At 55.8% G+C, this 20,890-nt stretch carries 19 protein-coding genes; 11 read left to right on the plus strand and 8 right to left on the minus strand.

The window, feature by feature from the left end:
* The first annotated feature begins 24 nt into the window (after positions 1-24).
* Positions 25-1,764 (plus strand): calcium-binding protein, encoded by a 1,740-nt coding sequence (locus ACIRQ6_RS08445; protein WP_420863689.1) that lies wholly within the window; start codon positions 25-27, stop codon positions 1,762-1,764.
* A gap of 14 nt (positions 1,765-1,778) precedes the next feature.
* On the opposite strand, the gene ACIRQ6_RS08450 is transcribed toward ACIRQ6_RS08445, so the two are convergent.
* Positions 1,779-3,317 carry a helicase HerA-like domain-containing protein gene (locus ACIRQ6_RS08450; RefSeq protein WP_420863690.1) on the minus strand — a complete coding sequence of 513 codons (1,539 nt, stop codon included), beginning with the start codon at positions 3,315-3,317 and terminating at the stop codon, positions 1,779-1,781.
* A gap of 469 nt (positions 3,318-3,786) precedes the next feature.
* Here ACIRQ6_RS08450 and ACIRQ6_RS08455 point away from each other — a divergent pair, with 469 nt between their 5' ends.
* A complete protein-coding gene (locus ACIRQ6_RS08455) occupies positions 3,787-4,431 on the plus strand; it encodes an invasion associated locus B family protein (RefSeq protein WP_420863882.1) in 645 nt (214 codons plus the stop codon).
* A 53-nt stretch (positions 4,432-4,484) separates the two neighbouring features.
* On the opposite strand, the gene ACIRQ6_RS08460 is transcribed toward ACIRQ6_RS08455, so the two are convergent.
* Genes ACIRQ6_RS08460 through ACIRQ6_RS08475 form a run of 4 tightly spaced genes read right to left on the minus strand, consistent with a single transcriptional unit; the run spans position 4,485 to position 8,720 of the window.
* Positions 4,485-5,696: a beta-ketoacyl-[acyl-carrier-protein] synthase family protein gene (locus tag ACIRQ6_RS08460; RefSeq protein WP_420863691.1), complete on the minus strand. Its 1,212-nt coding sequence runs from the start codon at positions 5,694-5,696 to the stop codon at positions 4,485-4,487.
* Entirely contained in the window at positions 5,693-5,950 is a 258-nt protein-coding gene (locus ACIRQ6_RS08465; protein ID WP_420863692.1) for an acyl carrier protein, read from the minus strand. The genes ACIRQ6_RS08460 and ACIRQ6_RS08465 overlap by 4 nt, the downstream gene beginning before the upstream one ends.
* 36 nt (positions 5,951-5,986) lie before the next feature.
* Entirely contained in the window at positions 5,987-7,081 is a 1,095-nt protein-coding gene (gene lpxD / locus ACIRQ6_RS08470; RefSeq protein ID WP_420863693.1) for a UDP-3-O-(3-hydroxymyristoyl)glucosamine N-acyltransferase, read from the minus strand.
* Between the two features lie 28 nt (positions 7,082-7,109).
* A complete protein-coding gene (locus ACIRQ6_RS08475) occupies positions 7,110-8,720 on the minus strand; it encodes a L,D-transpeptidase family protein (RefSeq protein ID WP_420863694.1) in 1,611 nt (536 codons plus the stop codon).
* A 324-nt stretch (positions 8,721-9,044) separates the two neighbouring features.
* Between ACIRQ6_RS08475 and ACIRQ6_RS08480 the strand changes: the two genes are divergently transcribed.
* The 3 genes from ACIRQ6_RS08480 (at position 9,045) to ACIRQ6_RS08490 (ending at position 10,689) form a co-directional block, all read left to right on the plus strand.
* Entirely contained in the window at positions 9,045-9,614 is a 570-nt protein-coding gene (locus tag ACIRQ6_RS08480) for a YcbK family protein (protein WP_420863695.1), read from the plus strand.
* A 304-nt stretch (positions 9,615-9,918) separates the two neighbouring features.
* Entirely contained in the window at positions 9,919-10,245 is a 327-nt protein-coding gene (locus tag ACIRQ6_RS08485) for a TfoX/Sxy family protein (protein ID WP_420863696.1), read from the plus strand.
* A 39-nt stretch (positions 10,246-10,284) separates the two neighbouring features.
* The gene (locus tag ACIRQ6_RS08490; protein ID WP_420863697.1) at positions 10,285-10,689 is read left to right on the plus strand and encodes a DUF4112 domain-containing protein; all 405 of its coding nucleotides are present in this window, start codon (positions 10,285-10,287) and stop codon (positions 10,687-10,689) included.
* A gap of 47 nt (positions 10,690-10,736) precedes the next feature.
* Here ACIRQ6_RS08490 and ndk read toward each other — a convergent pair whose 3' ends face one another.
* On the minus strand, positions 10,737-11,159 hold the full coding sequence (gene ndk, locus ACIRQ6_RS08495; protein ID WP_420863698.1) for a nucleoside-diphosphate kinase: 423 nt from the start codon (positions 11,157-11,159) through the stop codon (positions 10,737-10,739).
* A gap of 148 nt (positions 11,160-11,307) precedes the next feature.
* On the opposite strand from ndk, the gene ACIRQ6_RS08500 reads away from it, so the two are divergent.
* From ACIRQ6_RS08500 to ACIRQ6_RS08510, 3 genes are read left to right on the plus strand one after another with little or no spacing between them, the layout of a single operon-like run.
* On the plus strand, positions 11,308-13,155 hold the full coding sequence (locus ACIRQ6_RS08500) for an ABC-F family ATP-binding cassette domain-containing protein (RefSeq protein WP_420863699.1): 1,848 nt from the start codon (positions 11,308-11,310) through the stop codon (positions 13,153-13,155).
* A gap of 42 nt (positions 13,156-13,197) precedes the next feature.
* Entirely contained in the window at positions 13,198-13,815 is a 618-nt protein-coding gene (locus tag ACIRQ6_RS08505; RefSeq protein ID WP_420863700.1) for a MarC family protein, read from the plus strand.
* A gap of 27 nt (positions 13,816-13,842) precedes the next feature.
* Entirely contained in the window at positions 13,843-14,421 is a 579-nt protein-coding gene (locus ACIRQ6_RS08510; RefSeq protein WP_420863701.1) for a retropepsin-like aspartic protease family protein, read from the plus strand.
* 28 nt (positions 14,422-14,449) lie between these two features.
* Here the strand turns inward: ACIRQ6_RS08510 and ACIRQ6_RS08515 are convergent, their stop codons facing one another.
* Both ACIRQ6_RS08515 and ACIRQ6_RS08520 read right to left on the minus strand, forming a co-directional pair.
* Complete coding sequence (locus ACIRQ6_RS08515) at positions 14,450-14,914, minus strand: DNA polymerase III subunit chi (RefSeq protein ID WP_420863702.1); 465 nt, start codon at positions 14,912-14,914, stop codon at positions 14,450-14,452.
* Positions 14,915-14,920: 6 nt separating this feature from the next.
* Positions 14,921-16,390 (minus strand): leucyl aminopeptidase, encoded by a 1,470-nt coding sequence (locus tag ACIRQ6_RS08520; RefSeq protein ID WP_420863703.1) that lies wholly within the window; start codon positions 16,388-16,390, stop codon positions 14,921-14,923.
* 127 nt (positions 16,391-16,517) lie between these two features.
* On the opposite strand from ACIRQ6_RS08520, the gene lptF reads away from it, so the two are divergent.
* Genes lptF through ACIRQ6_RS08535 form a run of 3 tightly spaced genes read left to right on the plus strand, consistent with a single transcriptional unit; the run spans position 16,518 to position 20,883 of the window.
* The gene (gene lptF, locus ACIRQ6_RS08525) at positions 16,518-17,642 is read left to right on the plus strand and encodes an LPS export ABC transporter permease LptF (RefSeq protein ID WP_420863704.1); all 1,125 of its coding nucleotides are present in this window, start codon (positions 16,518-16,520) and stop codon (positions 17,640-17,642) included.
* The gene (lptG, locus tag ACIRQ6_RS08530; RefSeq protein WP_420863705.1) at positions 17,639-18,736 is read left to right on the plus strand and encodes an LPS export ABC transporter permease LptG; all 1,098 of its coding nucleotides are present in this window, start codon (positions 17,639-17,641) and stop codon (positions 18,734-18,736) included. The genes lptF and lptG overlap by 4 nt, the downstream gene beginning before the upstream one ends.
* Positions 18,733-20,883, plus strand: coding sequence for an LPS-assembly protein LptD (locus tag ACIRQ6_RS08535; protein WP_420863706.1), 2,151 nt, complete (start codon positions 18,733-18,735; stop codon positions 20,881-20,883). Before lptG ends, ACIRQ6_RS08535 begins: the two co-directional genes overlap by 4 nt.
* Positions 20,884-20,890: the final 7 nt, after the last annotated feature.

Consider the following 20,890-nt stretch of genomic DNA (forward strand, 5'->3'; position numbering starts at 1 on the left):
TTTAACTTTTAAGGTATTTCAAACATGGCAAGCCGCAATTTCACCCTCAATGATGGTTCCGTCTTTACTCTCTTTTTTAGCGACAGCGGCTACGGCTTTGACGAGATTGCATTCAAACTCGCAAACGCAGACGGCACCGACCGGTTTGGCCAGACCGACTTGCGGGTCACCCCCAGCGGCGAAAGTGAAGTGTTTGGAGGGGCCACTATTTTGCCTGATGGCACGTTGCGGGTGTTCTTTGCGGCGTATCAGGACTTTTCAAACAGCGATATCCAATACCAAGATTTTGATGGATCGACGGGTGCAGCCATTGGTGGCCCTGTGGCCTCGCCCATCACGGCCTATATTGAAGAGTTCGACGCGGTGTTTCCGGTGGGAAGTAACGTCTACGAACAAGCCTCAGACTTACTAACCCTATCGGATGGCTCCATTGCAATCGCTTCCGACGATATTCTGTTCGTAATTGATCAAAGCGGTACGACCACTGGCGTGGCCTATGGCACCGGCTCACGCCAAAGCGGTAGCTTGTCAGAGGTGAACGGCAAGCTTGTGGAAGTAACCTCGGTGCAGAACTTTGTCTCAGGCGCGGACCCCCAAGAAGGACAGACTTTTGCGCAATTTTTCGAGTTTGACACCGGCACAGTGACGATGATCCAAGGACCGGAAATTTTGCTGTCCGAAAACTTCCACGTCCAACAAACCCTCTTTGGTCTTGGACTCAATTCTGTTGATACAGCAGTTCTGAGCGACGGGCGCATTGTGGCCGTCTATTCGGATTTCCTCTATGAAAACGGTGCTTATGATGACAACCGACAGTCGGTTTTTGTCAAGGTTATCAATCCTGACGGCACGACTGATATCGCTGAATTCATGGCCAGCACAGGCTTGTCCGCAGGTGATACGATCCGCCCCGAGGTGTTTGCCCTTTACGACGGTGGCTTTGCCGTGGCGTTCAACACAACCATGGGCTTTCCGCAGTTCAACCAAACCGAGGTGCGGGTCTTTACAGAGGCAGGTGTTGAGCGTGATAGCTACATTCTAGAGGACGCTTATAACCCAGAAGGCCTCTATGTTGCCCCCTCGGGCGAGCTTTGGATTTTTACGGATGACGACACACAGCTTTTGGTCAATTTTGATGTGGACGGCGGCCCTGCCCCTGTTGGGATTGTTTTGGACGGGGATGACACGGACGAGATCTTGGAAGGCACGGCCTTTGATGACGAGATCAACGGCAAAAAGGGCGACGACACCATCGATGGGCTGGAAGGCAAAGATCGCCTCAAGGGCGGTTTGGGCGATGACACCCTGAACGGCGGCGATCAGGCCGACATCCTCGAAGGCGGCGCTGGCAAGGACGTCCTAAACGGCGGGCGTGGCACGGATAAACTGATCGGGGGCAAGCAGGCAGATGTGCTCAACGGTCAGCAAGGCACCGACAAATTGCTGGGCGGAAATGGCAGCGATAACCTGCGCGGTGGATCCGGCAAGGACAAGCTTTATGGCGAGGCCGGCAACGACAAATTGCACGGCGGTCAAGGCGCGGATCAGTTTGTGTTTTCCACGGGTGATGGCAAAGACAAGATCGTTGATTTTGCCGATGGTCAGGATGAAATTGTGATCCTGAGCGGTGCCAATAGCTTTGCCGATCTGACAATCACCGCCAATGGCGGCGACGCAAAAGTGAGCTTTTCAAACGTAGAAATCACGCTGAAAGGGATTGATAACAGTGACCTTAGCAGCGATGATTTCAGCTTTGGTTTCTGATTTATTTCTGAGGCTTAGCGGGCCTTAAAGATCCCCCCAAGGATGCCGCGCACGATGCGGCGTCCTGTGGTGCCTTTCAGCTCCTTGATCACCAATTTGGCCACTTCGCCGCCAAACCCGCCACCCTTGGGCGTTGAACGGGACGAAGACCGGCTAACCTTGGTACCCGAATACCGCCGACCGGTTTGATATTCGCGCATGGCCGCTTCCAGATCATCCTCTTTCGCCTCGGCCTCCTCTGCGGCCTTGGCAGCATCATCGGCGCGTTTGGCCAGCATTTCAAAGGCTGATTTGCGGTCCAAAACCGTTTCATATTTGCCCGCCACTGGCGAGGCTGCCATGACCTGCGCGCGCTGCGCTTTGTCCAAAGGCCCCAGTTGCGAGGATGGTGGTCGGATCAACGTGCGCTCAACGATGCCCGGCACACCTTTGTCCTGCAACATCGATGTGACCGCCTCGCCCGTGCCCACTTCGGAAATAGCTGTCGCGGTATCAAAGCGCGGGTTTTCGCGGTAGGTTTCCGCCGCGGCCTTCAGTTCCTTGCGATCCTTGCCCGTAAAGGCGCGCAAAGCGTGCTGCACACGGTTGCCCAATTGGCCCAAGATATCCTCGGGCACGTCGGCTGGGTTTTGCGTGATGAAATAGACGCCTACCCCTTTAGACCGGATCAAACGCGCCACTTGTTCAACCTTGTCCACCAGCGCCTTGGGGGCATCGTCAAACAGCAAATGCGCCTCATCAAAGAAGAACACCAACTTGGGTTTGTCGGGGTTGCCAACCTCTGGCAATGTCTCGAACAGCTCGGACAGCAGCCACAACAGGAAGGTCGCATATAGCTTGGGCGCCTGCATCAGCTTGTCACTGGCAAGGATGTTGATCGCCCCCATGCCATTGGCATCCAGCGTCATCATATCGTCCAGATCCAAGGCTGGTTCGCCGAACAGCTTGTCCGCCCCTTGGTTCTCGATCACCAACAATTGCCGCTGGATCGCTCCGACGGACGACGTGGCAATATTGCCGTAGCGCAGGGACAGTTCCTTGGCGTTTTGACCGCACCAGACCAACAGAGCTTGCAAGTCTTTGAGGTCCAGCAAAGGCAAGCCGTCCTCATCAGCCACGCGGAACGCCACGTTCAGCACACCTTCCTGGGCCTCGGTTAGTTCGAGTAAGCGCGATAACAACAAAGGCCCCATTTCCGCAACTGTGGTGCGGATCGGGTGGCCCTGATCGCCAAACAGATCCCAGAATGTGACAGGAAACGCGCCATATTGCAGATCCAGACCAATTGTATCCGCCCGCTTCATAAACGCGTCGTGCAGTTTGAAGTCCTCACGACCGGCCGCGGCCAGCCCAGACAGATCGCCTTTTACGTCAGACAAAAACACCGGCACACCTGCGGCAGAAAAGCCTTCTGCCAAGATCTGCAACGTCACGGTTTTACCTGTGCCCGTGGCCCCTGCAATCAATCCATGCCGGTTGGCATATTTCAAAAGCATCGCTTGCGGTGCGCCGTAGCCTTCGCCACCGCCGCCGATAAAAATGTTGTCTGACATCTGCTGAGGCCTTGTCCCAAAATAACTCTGGCCCAGACAATACAGTGTTAACCTTTGAATGCTAGACAAGATCCAGATCAAAGCCTTTGCTGCTATTGCGCTTTGATCTACTTCCTCCCTGTCAGACTTGCCGCGCCCTTTGGGGGCGCGGTCTTTTTTTGATCAGACGGTCCAGAATCTACCCCGCAAAAAACAAGTGAAATCCTGCCAAAAGCCCTGTTGACCGGTGCGACAAAACCGCATAGCCTCTGGGTAATTAAGTCGGCAAGTCCGACGGGGAGAACAATAAATAATTAGGGTCGGGTCAACCGACCCTTTTTTAATTTCAGCAGGTTGGGCTGCGATCTTCATGTAATTCTTTGGAGACAGGCGGGATTTTTCCCGTTTGCCGCTTCGGTCAACAGCTTTTGAACTGACACTTGGTTTGCGCCGTGTTAGGACTGCCCAAACAGTTGAGTTTAGGACCATGATGACAGACCTTTTCAAACCATTCCTTCTGGCAGCCCTGTTGGGCGCAGCCCCTGCGGCCTTTGCCCAAGAGACCACGCAAGACACCGCAACGACTGACACCGAGGCCGCAACAGACGCCGAAGCCGACACAGGGGCCGATCCATTGGACCTGAATATGGGCAGCGTTGAAGGCGAAGAAATCCCGCTAGGCGCGCCTTACACCAAAGAAGTCACTGGCGATTGGGAAGTGCGCTGCATTCGCACAGAACAGGAAAACGACCCCTGTCAGCTGTACCAATTGTTGCAAGACGGCCAAGGCAACAGCGTGGCCGAAATCAACGTCCTGCCTCTGCCTTCCGGCCAGAAAGCAGCCGCTGGGGCCAACATCGTTGTGCCGCTTGAAACATTGCTGAACATCCCGCTGCGTCTGGTGGTGGATGGCGGCAAGGCACGCACCTACCCTTATACGTTCTGCAATGTGCAGGGCTGTCTGTCGCGCGTTGGGTTCACCAATGCCGATGTGGCCGCGTTCCGCGCTGGCAACGAGGCGACCCTGACAATTGTTCCCGCTGCCGCACCAGACCAAAAGGTCGAGCTTAAGATCTCACTCACTGGGTTTACCGCTGGTTTGGCCGCTGCCAAAGCCGCCGCTGGAATTGAATAGCAACCTGCTGAAATAGATCAAAAGAAAGCGCCTTTCGGGGCGCTTTTTTGTGCCTAATTCAAACGTCGCAAGGCCAATACCGCATTGAGACCACCAAAAGCAAAGGCATTGGACAGGGCCACATCCACCTTAGCCTCGCGGGCCACATTGGGCACCACATCCAACGCGCATTCGGGGTCTTCTTCCTCGTACCCGATGGTTGGGGCGACGATCCCGTCTTTTAAGGCCATCATACAGGCCAGCAATTCAACCGCACCTGTGCCGCCGATCAAATGGCCGTGCATGGATTTGGTCGAGGACATCATTAATTTATCCGCGTGCGGGCCAAACACATCGGCCACAGCCGCGCATTCGGTTTTGTCATTTGCCGTGGTGCCTGTGCCGTGGGCATTGATATAGCCCACATCCTGCGGGTTCAGCCGCGCATCTTTCAACGCCCCCGATATAGCCCGCGCCGCCCCCATTTTGGAGGGCATCACGATGTCCGACGCATCAGAGGTCATGCAATAGCCGACCACCTCGGCCAGAATTTCGGCACCACGGGCCCGCGCGTGCTCAAACTCCTCGAACACAAACGCACCAGCCCCCTCGCCTTGGACCATGCCGTTGCGATTGGCCGAAAAGGGACGGCAGGCATCGCGTGACATCACCCGCAGGCCTTCCCAAGCCTTAAACCCACCAAAGCACAGCATCGATTCCGACCCGCCCGTCACCATAGCTGTAGCAACACCAGAGCGGATCATCGCAAAAGCCTGCCCCATGGCATGGTTTGAGCTGGCGCAGGCTGTAGCCACTGTGAACGAAGGGCCGCGCAGGTTATATTCCATGCTGACATGGCTGGCCGCGGCATTGTTCATCAGTTTGGGCACAATGAACGGGTGCACGCGGTTTTTCCCCTCTTCATAGACGGCGCGGTAGTTCTCGTCTTGGGTGGTCAGCCCGCCGCCAGAGGTTCCAAAGATCACACCGGATTTATCCGCCAATTCGCCTGAAAACTTGAGGCCAGACTGGGCCATGGCTTCGCGGGTGGCCAGTAGTGTGAACTGGGTGAACCGGTCATAAAGGGCGATCTGTTGGCGATTAAAATGCGCGGTCTCGCTATAGTCTTTGACCTGCGCACCGATCTGCACACTGAGGCGATCCACATCACGAATATCCAAAGGCCCGATACCGCAGACACCTTCTGCCATGGCCTTTTGGGTCTGGGCCACAGAACTGCCGAGGGCATTGATCGTCCCTGCTCCTGTGATCACCACACGTTTCATGGCTTGGCGGCCACCAATCGGTCTACGGCTGCGACAATGCTGCCGACGTTCGAGATATCAAAATCGCTGTCCTCGGGCGCATTTGCATTAAACGGCACGGTGATATCAAAGGCCTCTTCGATGGCAAAAATGGCCTCAACCACGCCCATGCTGTCGATCCCCAGATCCTCAAGCGTGCTGTCGGCGGTAACGTCAGAGACGTCCAAAAAGGCCTGTTCAGCGATGATGGCAAACACAGTGTCACGAACGGTCATGATCCAGCCCTATCCAGCTATAGTCGTGGTGCTGATTTAGTCACTCTGATCGCTGTTTGAAACAGCTTTCTTGAGGGCTGCGACATCACGGAAGAGCCGTGGCAGACGGCGCAAGCCTTTGTAGGCCTCTACATGGGCGTCCATTTTCATCGCCGGATAGCCCAACAAAACGCGGCCCGCAGGCGCGTTGGTGAAAATTTTAGTGGCCCCACCGGCAATTACATCGTCGCCCACGAAAATGTTGTCGTTCACACCGCATTGCCCGCCCATGACCACCCGATTTCCGATGGTGCTGGATCCCGCGATGCCCACTTGACCACACAACAGACAATCCTCGCCCACTTGGACGTTGTGGCCAATATGCACAAGATTATCCAGCTTGGTGCCGCGTCCAATGGTGGTGTTGCGGATGGTGCCCCGATCAATGGCTGCATTGGCCCCGACCTCCACATCATCTCCGATGTGCACAGAGCCAAGCGAATGAATCCGCGTCCAGCTTTGCTTGGCGGCATCTTGTTGATCCCCAAGGGTGGCGCGGACATTTTCAACACCAGACTTTTCAGGTGTGACAAAGGAAAACCCGTCGGACCCAATGCACGCCCCAGGTTGCAGGATCACGCGATCCCCAAGCACCACGCGCGCGCCGATTTTAGCCCCTTGTAACAGCAAGGCCTGCGATCCGATTTGGGCGCCTGTATCAATGCTGACGTGGCTTGCGATACGCGCCTTGGGGCCAATCCGCACATCTGCACCAATGACCACAAACGGGCCAATGGCGGCCCCTTCATCGATCTGCGCAGAAGGATCTACAACGGCCGTGGGATGCACCCCCGCCGCGATCTGTGGCCCTGCATCCATCAACGTCGTCAAACCAGCCATGGCATAGCGTGGGCGCGGCACAAAAATTGCAGCCTTCAACCCCAATGCCTGCCAATCGGCCCCATCCCAAAGGATCGCAGCCTGAGCCTGTCCGGCAGTTAGGCCATCGCCATACTTGGGATCCATCGCCAAGGCCAAGTGATCAGGCCCTGCACTGGCCGGTTCCGAAGCACCTGTGACCCGCAGATCAACGGCGCCCACAGCCTGAGCTGCAAGCGCCGATGCGATTTGTGAAATACTAAAGCTGCTCATGGGGTTCCTCGCGGTATCGCGGCCCCTGTTATCCTTGAACAGCGCGCAGAGCCACCCCTGCATTCGACAAAGCCCGCCAAATCGTGGCGTCACGCCCGTAGATATCGCGACGATAGTTCATCGGACCTTTGGCTTGGGTAAAGGCTGTGCGGTACATGATATGCACGGGCACGGGTTCCTTGAGGTTCACGCGGGCCTCTTTGTTGGTCGCCAGTTTGGCTTGGAAAAACGCCTCGGGATTGCTTTCTTGTTTGGCCAGCAGCGCATAGGCAAAGTCAAAGGGGTCGTTGAGGCGAATACAGCCGTGGGAATAGGCGCGTACTTCGCGGCTAAAGAGGTTCTTGGCCGGGGTGTCATGCAAATAGATGTTGTATTTGTTTGGGAACATGAACTTAACCAGACCCAAAGCATTCCCGCGCGAGGGTGGTTGGCGCATGTTGTAAGGAAAACTGGCCTCAGTGAACTTGGCAAAGTTGACATTGCCACGGCTGATCTTGCGGCCCTTGCTGTCGGTGATTTCCAAATGGCTGACTGCATTTCGGTTCTTTTTCAGCAACGGCAAGTATTCCTTGGTCGCGATCGAACGCGGCACGTACCAACTGGGGTTGATCACCATGAATTCCATTGTGTCGGAAAATTCGGGGCTGCGACGGTCAGGGTCATTTTTGCCGATCACAGACCGCGTACGGAATGTGGTCTTTTCACCATCCATGATCTTGGCCGTGAAATCCGCCAAGTTAACCTTCACGTGCCGTTTGCCCAAGGGCATATTCATCCAGCGTTCGCGTTCCATAGCCACGATAACCGATTGCAACCGCGCCTGCATGGGCACGTTGATCTCGGCCATTGTGCCTGCACCGGCGACGCCATCGGCGGACAGGCCGTGGTTGAACTGGAACAGTTGTACCGCTTTTGTCATGGCTTCGTCATAGGACTGGCTGGCAGATTTACGCAGATAGCCCATGGCCACCAGACGATTGCGCAACGCCACCACGGATTGGCCCGATTGGCCGGGTTTCAGCGATTTTGCACTGACTTTCGGGCCCCAGCCACCGCGTGCCAGACCTTTTTCCAAGGCCAGCTTTTCTTTCATCAACCGCGTGTATTCGGGGTTTTTCGGGGGCAAAGATTTGATAAAACCAGCCGCCGAGGATTTGGAAAACGCCTTGAGCGTCGCCAAACGGTCACGATAGGGCACGGCGCGCACGATTTCGCTGTCCACGCGGGATGGGATCAAAACACCGGTTTGAATGTCACGGGCATACTGCAGAAACCGGCGTGACATCTCGACTTCCAATTCACCACGCGATCTGCCGGCCTTGGCCGACCGGATCAGCGCCTTAAGCTCATCTGCGTCGTAGCGGGCTGCGGGCAAGCCATGCAGGCTGGCCTGACCAACAGCTTTCAGAAACGCCTGACGGCGCTGGCGGTCTTTGCCAGAGGCACCGGTCCAAATCGGTTTGTATTTGCGTTCTTGGTAAAACGCGGCCAGCGCTTTGTCTTTGGCCGCGGCAGAGGCCACAGCCTGCTTAAATTGCGTCGATTGCGCCGAAGCTGCAGACGACAAAAGTGTCGCCACCCCAACGATAAGACTAAATAAGGACAAACGGATAAAGCTGAGCGGAAGACGCGCAATCATTTTAGAACCCTCGTAACAAAACAGCAGAAAATTAGCAGATGTGGCCTCTATAACGCATATTGTGGTCGAGGTTGAGATCACAATTACTTCAATGAACGCTAAATACAGCAGCAGTGCAGTGTCACAACACATTATCTGCCTAAATGTGACTCTGCTGGACTATTCAGCAAAAAATCGCCGAAAAACCTTGATACTTTAAATTGTTGGCATCGAGGGCTTGGGTCACGAATCAAATTGTGCAATAAGATCGAAGACATCTGGGGAGATGGCATGGCACCAAGAAAACTTGGGCCGCAACAGGTAAACGGACGGATCTAGGGGCACATGACTCAAGAGTCTTTACTGAAATTTACGCGCCGCGGCGTGCTGGGGGCTTTTGCGGCCACTGCACTGACGGCTGCACCGACCTATTCCAACGCCGCAGGCTTTTTGCGCGGTGGCGGCGATATCCGCCGTATTCGCATGTATTCAGGCCGCACTGGCGAATCAATCGACATGATCTATTGGATCGAAGGCAAGTACCTCAAAGACGCGCTGAAGGAAGTGAACCACTTCATGCGTGATTGGCGTACCGGCACCTCCATCCGCATGGACACCCGCACAATTGATGTCATGGCCGCTGCCCATAACCTGATGGACGCCTCGGAACCCTATATGTTGCTCTCGGGCTACCGTTCGCCACAAACCAACGCGATGTTGCGGGCCCGTTCCTCTGGTGTGGCGAAGAAATCCCTCCATATGAAAGGCCAAGCGGCTGATCTGCGTATGAAGGGCCGTTCGGTCAGCCAAATCGCACGGGCCGCTGCCAGTTGCAGCGGTGGCGGTGTCGGGCGCTACTCAGGCTCGAACTTCGTTCATATGGATTGCGGCCAAGTCCGCACTTGGGGTCGCTAAACCAGCATCTGCGATCCTGCACTTTCGCTTACCAAACCCTTTCAAAATCGACGACAACTGGTTTAAACCGGCACAATGTTACCTTTCTTTTCCCCAAGATCGGCATTTTGTGACCGTATTCCCGTGCTTGGATGATCTCAATCAACAGGAGATCACTCATGTCTAAAGACCCAGCAAAACCCGTCCCGACCCCTGCGCCCAAAGACGATCCCAAGCCTGCGCCGGTGACGTTCAAAGACTTCGCCAGTATCTGATCCCGGCAATCCGGCTTGATCCAGATCTGATGGCCGTCTAGCCTGACCCTATGGCCGCTGTCAGCACAATCAAAAATCTGGGCCCTGCCTATGAAACCGCTTGCGCGACTGCGGGGATCCACAGTGCCGAAGAGTTGCGCGACATAGGTGCAGATGCAGCCTATCTGCGCATGCTCAACACCGGTATGAAACCGCATTTCATTGGGTACTACGTGCTGGTCATGGCCTTGCAAGGACGCCCGTGGAATGATTGCAAGGGCAAAGAAAAAGACGCACTGCGGGTGCGATTTGACGGCCTCAAAGGGCAGACCACATCATCGCCCGACAGTGAGTTCGAGCGGATGATGAACGCAATCGGAACCGGCACCCGCCGCTAACCCCTTGAAAACGCGCGTTTCTATGCCCATATATTCAACATGAAACCAAATAATTTTGATTTCTCTCTCGAAGACACAGCAGAAATAGAGCGTCTTGAACGCCTTGCTTACCAGCTAGATAGTTTGTTTCTGATCCCTGTGGTCAATCTGCGCGTCGGTGTGGAAAACATCCTGTCGTTGATCCCCGTGGTGGGCGATGTTTTGTCGATTATTCCATCGCTCCTTATCGTGCATCGCGCCAGCGCTTTGGGCACACGACCTTTGACCAAGCTGCACATGATGTTCAATATCGCTTTGGACCTTGGGATCGGCTTGATCCCCTTGGTGGGTGACCTGTTTGATATTGCTTGGAACGCGAACCTGCGCAACGTGGCTCTGGTGCGCCGCGACATGACGCGCCGATACGAACAGGCCGCAGATCTAGCGCCCGTTGCGCAAAATTAAGGCGGACCCAATGGCCCGCCTTTAAAATCTCAAACCTTGTGAAAGGCTTAGCCGACCAGTTCGAGACCGGAGAAGAAATATGCAATCTCGACGGCTGCTGTTTCTGGAGCGTCAGACCCGTGGACCGAGTTTTCGCCAACGGATTCAGCAAACTCGGCGCGGATTGTGCCCGGTGCTGCATCGGCGGGGTTTGTGGCACCCATAACTTCGCGGTTTTTGGCAATCGCGCCTTCACCTTCCAGAACCTGCACAACCACTGGCTCGGAAATCATAAAGTCACACAATTCGCCAAAAAACGGGCGCTCGGAGTGCACACCGTAGAATTCTTGGGCTTGGGCCAATGTCATGCGGATCCGCTTTTGGGCGACGATGCGCAGACCGGCCTCTTCGAATTTCGCGTTGATTTTTCCTGTCAGGTTGCGGCGTGTTGCGTCAGGTTTGATGATCGAGAATGTGCGTTCCAGAGCCATGGGAATAGACCTTTTCTAAGTGTAATATTGCGCAAAGCACCAAAGGCCTTGCAGGGTTCTGCCGCGCCCTAACATGCTCCGTGCGTGTCGAAAAGCCCTGATTTTTTGTGCCATTGACCCACGCGCCGGACTGAGGCATTCCGCACCCATGTTAAAGTTCAATGATATCAGCTATTCCGTTGAAGGCCGTCCTTTGTTTGAAGGGGCCAGTGCCTCGATACCTGAGGGGCACAAAGTGGGCCTTGTGGGGGCCAATGGCGCAGGCAAAACCACGCTTTTTAGGTTGATTTACAACGAGTTGGTGCTGGAAGGCGGCTCGATTACCCTGCCCTCCAAGGCGCGGATCGGCGGTGTCAGCCAAGAGGTGCCCGGGTCAGATGTGTCACTGTTGGACACGGTTTTGGCTGCAGACACAGAACGGGCGGCCTTGTTGGCCGAGGCCGAAACCGCCACAGACCCCAACCGCATTGCCGAAGTGCAGACGCGATTGGCCGATATTGATGCATGGTCCGCCGAAGGGCGCGCCTCGTCCATCCTCAAAGGTTTGGGGTTTGATGCAGCCGAGCAATTGCAGCCCTGTTCTGCCTTTTCTGGCGGCTGGCGCATGCGTGTGGCTTTGGCTGCTGTACTTTTTGCAGCCCCTGACGTGCTGCTGTTGGACGAGCCGACAAACTATCTGGATCTTGAAGGCGCGTTGTGGCTGGAGGCCTATCTGGCCAAATATCCACATACTGTTGTCATCATTTCCCACGATCGTGGCCTGTTGAACCGTGCTGTAGGCGCAATCCTGCATCTAGAGGCGCGCAAGCTGACCCTTTATCAGGGCCCCTACGACCAATTCGCGCGCCAACGGGCCGCACAACGGGCATTGCAGGCAGCCGCGGCCAAAAAACAAGACGCACGCCGCGAGCATTTGCAGGCCTTTGTGGACCGGTTCAAAGCCAAGGCCAGCAAGGCCAAGCAGGCCCAATCCCGCGTTAAAATGCTGGAAAAGATGGAAACGATCACAGCGCCCGAGGACGTGGCCAAGCGCGTGTTCACGTTTCCCAAGCCCGAAGAACTGTCGCCCCCCATCGTGAACGTTGAACAGGCGGCCACGGGCTATGGCGAGACAATTGTTTTGAGCAAGCTGAACCTGCGTATCGACCAAGATGATCGGATTGCGCTGCTGGGTAAAAACGGTCAGGGCAAATCGACCTTGTCCAAGCTGTTGTCTGGCAGGCTCGAGGTCAAAGGCGGTCGCGTCACCCAATCCAGCAAGCTGCGTATCGGTTTTTTCGCCCAGCACCAAGTGGACGAATTGTTCATCGACGAAACACCCCTCCAGCACATCCAAGCGCAACGCCCCGGCGTGCTGCAATCCAAACTGCGGGCACAATTGGCAGGCTTTGGCCTTGGGCCAGATCAGGCCGAAACCGAGGTTGGGCGGCTCTCGGGGGGACAAAAGGCGCGGCTTTCGTTGTTGCTGGCCACATTGGACGCGCCGCATTTGCTGATCCTTGACGAGCCAACGAACCACCTTGATATCGAAAGCCGCGAGGCATTGGTCGAGGCGCTGACGGCCTATACCGGTGCTGTGATCCTCGTCAGTCACGACATGCATTTGTTGTCCATGGTGGCGGATCGGTTGTGGTTGGTCAAAGATGGTACCGTGCGCCCCTATGAGGAAGATTTGGACGCGTACCGCAAGATGCTGCTGTCCGTTGACAAACCTGCAAAACCCCAAGCAGGGAAAGCCAAACCAAAACGCCCATCCAAAGACGCGGTACAGGCCTTGCGCGCGGATGTGCGCAAATCCGAAGAACGTGTGACGAAGTTGAACGACATGCGCGACAAGCTGGCGACAAAACTTGCGGATCCTGCGCTTTACGAGGATGGCAAAGCCGGCGAAGCGGAAGTTTGGCAAAAGAAATACGCCGAAGTGATGAATGCGCTGGACCGCGCTGAGGCCTTGTGGATGGCTGCGGAAGATAAACTGGAGAAAGCGTTGCGCTAAATTTGAGCGACGGGATTCTGAGTATTTGGGGAAAAAAGAAACATGGACAGCGCCTTTCTAATCTCGGCTTTTGCGACGTTGTTTGTGGTGATTGATCCTATCGGTTTGTCGCCGCTCTTTGTGGCGATGACAGCGGGTATGGAGGCCAAACGCAGGCGCGCCATCGCGGTACGGGCCTGCGTGATTGCCGTGGCGATTTTGTTGGCTTTTGCGTTGTTTGGTGAGGCATTGTTGGGGTTTGTTGGGATTTCCATGGCCGCCTTTAAGATCGCTGGTGGCGCATTGTTGTTTTTGACGGCCCTCGACATGCTGTTTGAACGACGGCAATCACGGCGTGAAGATCAGGCCGATGACGACAGTCACGCCGATCCATCTGTGTTCCCCCTTGCCCTTCCCTTGATCGCAGGTCCTGGGGCCATTGCGACGATGATCTTGCTGGTCAGTGATGGAACATGGGCCACCTTTGGGGCAGTCAGTGCCGTGATGATATCGGTCATTTTGGTTTGTTTTGTACTGTTTTTGGCAGCGCCACTCTTTGAACGGGTCTTGGGGAAAACCGGCATTAACATCGTCACACGGATCTTGGGGATGTTGCTCGCCGCTTTGTCAGTACAATTTGTCCTAGATGGGCTGGCAGAATTTGGAATTGGCTTGGGCTGACCCCATATACTGGCCAGGAGGTGCCTCATGGACGGCGATCAGATTGCACAGTTTGGTTATTTAGTGCTGCTTTTGGTGGCGGTGGGTGGATCGTTTTTGGTCAGCCAACGTCAGAACCTCGGCAAGTCCCTACAGCAGGCCGCAATTTGGGGCCTGATCTTTGTCGGCACCGTGGCGGTTGTGGGCCTATGGGGGGACGTGAAGAACACAGTCTCGCCACGGCAAGCCAGCCTCAGCACAGGCGAAATTACTGTTCCACGCATGCCTGATGGTCATTTTTACCTAGACCTTACGATCAATGGCCAAGACACGCGTTTTGTGGTGGACACAGGTGCTAGCGAAATGGTGCTGACCACGGCTGATGCGGCCCGTGTCGGGATTGATGTAGCGCAGTTGGATTTCTTGGGTCGCGCCAATACGGCCAATGGGCAAGTGCGCATTGCCCGGGTGACTTTGGATCAAGTGCAGCTTGAGGATATTGTGGATCGCGGGTTTCGGGCCACTGTCAACCAAGGCGAAATGCGTCAAAGCCTGCTGGGAATGACATATCTGTCGCGCTTTGAACGGATCAGCATCGAAGGGGATCGGTTGATCCTCGAGCGCTAGACGCAGTCGCTCGCAAACACTTGCGCCCTCAACCGTTTTTTTCGGCTTTCTTTTCCCAACGACCGCTTTCCTCGGACCAGTATTGTGCGGCGACACCCGCATCAGTGAGGGTTTTCCATTGGCTGCGGGCGCGGTTTAGGGCATCGCCGTCGTTGCCATCAAAAAGCACACAACAGCGTTCCATATCTGCCACCGTTTGCGCGCTGATATCGGCCCCGTGGATCGCCATGACGCAAGCAGGTTCGTTTGCACGCGTATCCTCACATCCGAGCAAAATCGGTTGCTCTGCGTCATGGGCACCCCCCGAAAGGCCATGGGGTAGAAACCCGTCTTTGTCCGCCAGCCACAGCTTGGCGTCGATTTGTTCCAACGCTACAGGGTTGCTGCCTTTGACCATAACCCGCCACCCCGCTTGCCGCGCTTTGCCCAAAAGCATAGGCAAGGTCACTTCAATCGGATTGCGGGTCAGGTGATAGAAATAGACAGCCCCCATCTAGGTTCAATCCGCCTCGTAACCATCTGCAATCATGCGGTTTAACGCCATCACACCCCAGCCTGTGGCCCCTTTGGGCGCATAGGCCGTTTCGGCCTTTACCGAGGCCACACCTGCGATATCCAGATGGATCCACGGGACACCGTCCTTGACGAAACGTTGCAGAAATTGCGCCGCTGTGATGCTGCCTGCAGCCCGTGTGCCGACGTTTTTCATATCCGCCACGTTTGACTTGAGCTGTTTGTCGTAGCTGTCGCCCATGGGCATGCGCCACGCGCCTTCGCCCTCGGCTTCTGCGGCCTTCAAAAAGGCTTTGCTCAGGTCGTCACTGTTGGAAAAGACACCAGCATTGTCATGGCCCAACCCAATGATGATCGCCCCTGTGAGCGTGGCCAAATCAACCATACCTGTGGGTTCAAACCGTTCTTGGGCATACCACAGCACATCGGCCAAGACCAAACGCCCCTCCGCATCGGTGTTGATGATTTCGACGGTATCGCCCTTCATCGAGCGGACCACATCGCCGGGACGTGTCGCTGTGCTAGAGGGCATGTTTTCGACCAGACCCACAAGGCCCACCACGTTCGCCTTGGCTTTGCGAGCTGCCAAAGTGTGCATGGCACCGGCCACAACACCCGCGCCGCCCATATCCATGGTCATGTCTTCCATGCCGCCTGCGGGTTTCAGGCTGATCCCACCGGTGTCGAACACCACGCCTTTGCCAATCAGCGCAAAGGGGTTTTCGTCGCCGCCGCCGTTCCATTGCATGACCACAACTTTGGACGGGCTGGCCGAGCCCTGCCCGACGCTGAGCAGCGTGCGCATGCCTAATTCTTCCAGCTTGTCTTCTTCCAAGACCTCGACCTCGACACCCAGATCACGCAGGCCTTCCAGACGCAGGGCGAATTCTGTAGTGGTCAGCACATTTGCAGGCTCGGTTACCAAATCACGGGTGAAAAACACCCCCTCGGCTACGGCTTGGCTGGCGGCCAATGCGTCAGCCTCTTCGGCAGCTTTGCTGTGCTGCACGGTGATTGTGCCCTGAACTGGGGCCTCGGCGGTAAAATGATCGCCAAATCGGTAGGCGCGCAATTGGATGCCCAAAGCCAACTCAGCCAAGCGGTTGATGTTGCTGGCCACCACCAGCGTGTCACTTGCGCCATGGGCCTTGCCAATCGCAGCGCCGGCTTTGCGGGCCTCGTCTACACTGGGGCGTTTGTCCAGCTTGACCACTTGAATGGCCTCTGCAGCCATGCCTGCGGGGTATTGCAGGCTGCGGCTTTCACCTGCTTTCAATTTGCCAAAGCCGTCGCTTTCCACGCAACGCTGCACGGCCCCTTTGGCCAAACGACTGACTTTGCGGGCATTTTGGTCCAAGGCGCCTTCGCTACTGGCAAACACCACGATGCGCCCTTCAAAACTGGCAATCTCGGTCAGATCGATTTCGGTAGTGGTAAGGCTTACGGGCGTGGTCATAGTGCGGCTCCTGATGGCGGGTTTCTGCCATAGTTAGCCCGTTGCCCCCAGCTTGACCAGATTGCAGTTTTCCACACAGCACAACTGGTCTAAGAAGGTGGCAAGTAACCGCCTTGGGGGAGGCTGCGTGTCACGGTTCGACAGATATCTGCTGTCTCAGTTTATGGTGCTTTTTGGCTTTTTCGCCCTGATCCTTGTGCTGGTCTATTGGGTGAACAGGGCTGTGATCCTGTTTGACCAACTGATTGCAGACGGACAATCGGCCATTGTCGTGCTGGAGTTTACCGCGTTGACCTTGCCCAATGTGGTCCGTTTGGTCCTGCCCATGGCGGCCTTTGCCGCCAGTATTTACGTCACAAACCGCCTGAGCACCGAATCTGAACTGGTGGTAATGCAGGCTACTGGGTTTTCCGGCTTTCGCTTGGCGCGGCCCGTGGTGGTGTTTGGCCTGATCGTGGCGATTTTGATGGCGGCGCTCACACATTTCCTAGTGCCCACAAGTCGCGCACAATTGTCCGAACGCACGGGCGAAATTCAGGAAAATATCACCGCCCGCTTGCTGACCGAGGGTACGTTTTTACATCCAACGCGGGGGATTACCTTTTATATCGGCGAGATCACCCCCTTGGGCGAACTCAAAAGTGTGTTCCTGACCGACAAACGCAACCCCGCTGAGACCATTACCTACACGGCCAAAGACGCGCTTTTGGTCCGTTCCGAGACAGGGCCAAAGTTGGTGATGTTTGATGGCATGGCACAGACCCTGCAAACCAGCGATCAAAAACTGTTCACCACGCGATTTGCAGAATTCACCTTTGATGTATCGAACTTGGTCACAACCACAAAATCCAAACGCGCCAAATTGGAAGAAATGTCCACAGCACAGCTTTTCACCCTTGGACGCGAGGCTGAGACGGCCCAAAAGCCCGGCGAGATTGCCGAGGAATTTCACGGCCGCTTTGTGCAACCCCTTTTATGCGTCGTGGCGGCCCTAATCGGGTTTTGCACACTGTTGCTGGGCGGCTTCAGCAGGTTTGGTGTCTGGCGACAGATCCTTGCAGCAGTCTTTATCCTGATCTTCATTAAACTGGTCGAAGGGGCCGTGACCGACACAGTGCGCAAATCCGCCAGCTTGTGGATGTTGCTTTATCTACCAGTGGTGATTGGGTTTGGCCTCAGCTGGGCGATGTTGTTTGTCGCCGCGCGCCCGACCCTGTTCAAACGCGCACCGCGCAAGGTGCCCGCCACATGACCCTGCATCTTTACTTTGCACGTAAGTTTTTGATGACGATCCTTGGGGTCGCTGCGATCTTTTTTGCGCTCATTGGCCTACTGGACCTGATCGAACAGTTGCGCAAATTTGATCGCGATTTGGTGGGGTTCGGCGATGTGGTGACGCTGACGCTGCTCAACGTGCCTGCGGGCCTCTACCGGATCCTGCCGCTGGTCTTTATCCTTGGCACGCTGGCGCTGTTTCTGAGCCTTGCGCGCACCTCGGAACTGGTGGTGACACGGGCCGCCGGGCGATCGGCACTGCGGGCTTTGATGGCCCCTGTGGTTGTAACTTTGCTTTTGGGCTTTTTGTGTATCGGGGCGTTGAACCCCATCGTTGCAGCCACCTCGACCCAATATGAAACGCGTGCCAGCAAGCTGGTTTCGGGCGAAAGCAGTGTATTGTCCGTCGCCAAGGACGGGCTATGGTTGCGCCAAGGTGGTGCGGGCGGGCAAACCGTGATTGCCGCAGAACGTTCCAATCTGGACGGTACACGCCTGATCAATGTGACGTTTTTAAATTTTGCCTCGGACGGCACCCCTTTAGGCCGGATCGAGGCCGTCGAGGCCGAACTGACAGATGGCAGATGGGCACTGAGCCAAGCCAAGCTGTGGGATCTGGCAACCCAAGACAATCCCGAGGCTGCCTCTGAAACCTTCGAGACATTTGAAGTCCTTACGGATCTGACCCGCGACCGGATCCAAGACAGTTTTGGCACCCCTTCGGCGATTCCGATCTGGGAATTGCCGGGCTTTATCGCGGATCTCGAGGCCTCAGGGTTCTCCGCCTCCCAACATCGGGTTTGGTTCCATATGGAACTGGCCCTGCCCCTGCTGTTGGTGGCCATGGTGCTGATCGGCGCAGGGTTCACCATGCGCCACACGCGGTTTGGGCGTACCGGTGTGATGGTGCTTTTCGCAGTTATGATGGGGTTTGGTCTGTTCTTTATTCGCAGCTTTGCGCAGATTTTAGGGGAGAACGGTCAAATTCCCATTGCATTGGCCGCATGGGCCCCGCCAATAGCTGCAATATGTCTATCGCTTGCTTTGCTTTTCCATCTGGAGGACGGATGACCCCCTATCGTCCCCGCCTGCCCCAGATCTTGGCGGCTTTTGCCAGTCTATGGCTGACGGTGTGCACATCAATTGCCATGGCCCAAGAGGCCAGCCCTGATTTGCCAGCGACATTGATCGCGGACAGCGTCACCCTCAGCCGCGACAACACCCTCACGGCCAGTGGCAATGTCGAAATCCTTTATGACACGACCCGCCTGCGCGCGGCCTCCGTCCGCTATGATCAGAGAACTGACACGCTGGCCATTACCGGGCCGATCACAGTGATCGAGGGCGATAGCACGATCATTCTTGCGGACAGTGCCGATCTGTCGCCCAGCCTGCAAACCGGCATCCTGCGCGGCGCGCGGGTGGTGTTTGACCAACAGTTGCAAGTCGCCGCCAACCGTCTGGAAAAGGTCAATGCGCGCTATACCCAGATGAACAAAATCGCAGCCTCGTCCTGCCAGGTTTGTGGACCAAATGATGTGCCCTTGTGGCAAATTCGGGCCCGGCGGTTAGTGCATGATGTTGAAGAAAAACAGCTTTACTTCGATGATGCGACTTTCCGCATCTTTGATGTGCCGGTGTTTTACCTGCCGCGATTGCGTCTTCCAGATCCCTCGCTGAAACGCGCACGGGGATTTCTGACACCGGTCGTCACTTCTACTTCTCTTTTGGGGTTTGGGCTGAAACTGCCGTATTTCATTCCCATCGGCGACCACAAAGACCTGACACTGACGCCCTACATCTCGACCAAAACCCGCACCCTAGAGTTTCGGTATCGTCAGGCTTTTCGGACAGGTAGGATCGAAATCAACGGCGCTGTGTCCCGTGACAACCTGACCGCCGACGATATGCGTGGCTATCTATTTGCCAACGGCAGTTTTGCATTGGCTGGCGATTTCAACCTCAGCTTCGATATCGAAACCGTCACCGAGGACACCTACCTGCGCAACTATGATTACACTTCAAAATCACGGCTGGACAGCCGGATCAGCGTGACGCGCACCCGCGATACCGACCATTTCGAAGCCAACCTGATTTACTTTGAAAGCCTGCGCAATGATGAGGTGAACCAGACTTTGCCCTCCATTGTTGGCAACGCCCAATATATGAAGCGTGTGCGCCCGCTTGGGTTTGGCACACTTGATCTAAGCGCCGAGGTTCTCAGCCTGCATCGCGAGTCAGAAACAGATGGGATCAGCGGGCGCGATGTGACCCGCACCAGTGCCGCAGCCCATTGGCACAACACAGCAGTCTTTGGTCCGGGGCTGTTGGCACGGGCGGATCTGGCGCTCTATGTGGATCACTTTGATACGGTCCAAGACAGCAATTTTGAAAGCAGCCAAACCCGCGTCACCCCCTATGCTGCGGCCGAACTACGCTGGCCTGTGGCCAGCACAGGTGTGGGCGGTGTGCGTCACGTCTTGGAACCTTTCGCCCAAGTGGTCTGGACCCAAGACAGCACCGATGATGTTCCCGTTGAGGAAAGCACAAGTCAGGAACTGGACGAGGGCAATCTTTTTGCCTTCAACCGGTCCGTTGGACAGGATCAGATTGAACTTGGCGGGCGGGCCACGCTTGGTTTGAGCTATACCCGGTATGATCCTCGAGGGTGGTCCATCGGACTGACTATGGGTCGGTCACTGCGCCAAGAAGACTATGGTCAATTCACCCGCACCTCTGGTCTGGCGGGTCAAACCACCGACTGGCTGGCTGCCTTTTCATTGAAAAACGACAATGGCCTTAGCTTGATCAATCGTGCGATTTTTGATGACAGCTTTAGCGTGCGCCGGTCGGAAACCGAACTGCGGTATTCGGGCAAGAAGTTCAGCATGTCGTCGGGATATATCTGGCTTGCCCGCGACGCGCAGGCCAATCGTGAGATATCCGTCTCCGAGTGGATCGCCTCAACGGACTATCAAATCAACAAACACTGGTCGACTTCGGCGGATTGGCGTTACGATTCTGTGTTTGAACGCACTCAAAATGCGGGCTTGGGGCTAAAATATCGTAACGAATGCATCGAAATGGGGCTTTCCCTCTCGCGCCGCTTCACCTCCTCGGCTAGTTTAGAGCCAGATACGAAACTTGATCTGTCGGTGGCCCTAAAGGGCTTTTCGACAGGCGGCCGTGCGGGGCAATATGCCCACACATGCAATTAGATAGGGT

This window comes from Algirhabdus cladophorae (assembly GCF_044772865.1).
Lineage (GTDB): Bacteria > Pseudomonadota > Alphaproteobacteria > Rhodobacterales > Rhodobacteraceae > Algirhabdus > Algirhabdus cladophorae.

Excerpts from the sequence above, each read along its gene's own strand:
- ACIRQ6_RS08445 (WP_420863689.1), top strand. The coding sequence starts at position 25 with ATGGCAAGCCGCAATTTCACCCTCAATGATGGTTCCGTCTTTACTCTC.
- ACIRQ6_RS08450 (WP_420863690.1), bottom strand. The coding sequence starts at position 3,317 with ATGTCAGACAACATTTTTATCGGCGGCGGTGGCGAAGGCTACGGCGCA.
- ACIRQ6_RS08455 (WP_420863882.1), top strand. The coding sequence starts at position 3,787 with ATGACAGACCTTTTCAAACCATTCCTTCTGGCAGCCCTGTTGGGCGCA.
- ACIRQ6_RS08460 (WP_420863691.1), bottom strand. The coding sequence starts at position 5,696 with ATGAAACGTGTGGTGATCACAGGAGCAGGGACGATCAATGCCCTCGGC.
- ACIRQ6_RS08465 (WP_420863692.1), bottom strand. The coding sequence starts at position 5,950 with ATGACCGTTCGTGACACTGTGTTTGCCATCATCGCTGAACAGGCCTTT.
- lpxD (WP_420863693.1), bottom strand. The coding sequence starts at position 7,081 with ATGAGCAGCTTTAGTATTTCACAAATCGCATCGGCGCTTGCAGCTCAG.
- ACIRQ6_RS08475 (WP_420863694.1), bottom strand. The coding sequence starts at position 8,720 with ATGATTGCGCGTCTTCCGCTCAGCTTTATCCGTTTGTCCTTATTTAGT.
- ACIRQ6_RS08480 (WP_420863695.1), top strand. The coding sequence starts at position 9,045 with ATGACTCAAGAGTCTTTACTGAAATTTACGCGCCGCGGCGTGCTGGGG.
- ACIRQ6_RS08485 (WP_420863696.1), top strand. The coding sequence starts at position 9,919 with ATGGCCGCTGTCAGCACAATCAAAAATCTGGGCCCTGCCTATGAAACC.
- ACIRQ6_RS08490 (WP_420863697.1), top strand. The coding sequence starts at position 10,285 with ATGAAACCAAATAATTTTGATTTCTCTCTCGAAGACACAGCAGAAATA.
- ndk (WP_420863698.1), bottom strand. The coding sequence starts at position 11,159 with ATGGCTCTGGAACGCACATTCTCGATCATCAAACCTGACGCAACACGC.
- ACIRQ6_RS08500 (WP_420863699.1), top strand. The coding sequence starts at position 11,308 with ATGTTAAAGTTCAATGATATCAGCTATTCCGTTGAAGGCCGTCCTTTG.
- ACIRQ6_RS08505 (WP_420863700.1), top strand. The coding sequence starts at position 13,198 with ATGGACAGCGCCTTTCTAATCTCGGCTTTTGCGACGTTGTTTGTGGTG.
- ACIRQ6_RS08510 (WP_420863701.1), top strand. The coding sequence starts at position 13,843 with ATGGACGGCGATCAGATTGCACAGTTTGGTTATTTAGTGCTGCTTTTG.
- ACIRQ6_RS08515 (WP_420863702.1), bottom strand. The coding sequence starts at position 14,914 with ATGGGGGCTGTCTATTTCTATCACCTGACCCGCAATCCGATTGAAGTG.
- ACIRQ6_RS08520 (WP_420863703.1), bottom strand. The coding sequence starts at position 16,390 with ATGACCACGCCCGTAAGCCTTACCACTACCGAAATCGATCTGACCGAG.
- lptG (WP_420863705.1), top strand. The coding sequence starts at position 17,639 with ATGACCCTGCATCTTTACTTTGCACGTAAGTTTTTGATGACGATCCTT.
- ACIRQ6_RS08535 (WP_420863706.1), top strand. The coding sequence starts at position 18,733 with ATGACCCCCTATCGTCCCCGCCTGCCCCAGATCTTGGCGGCTTTTGCC.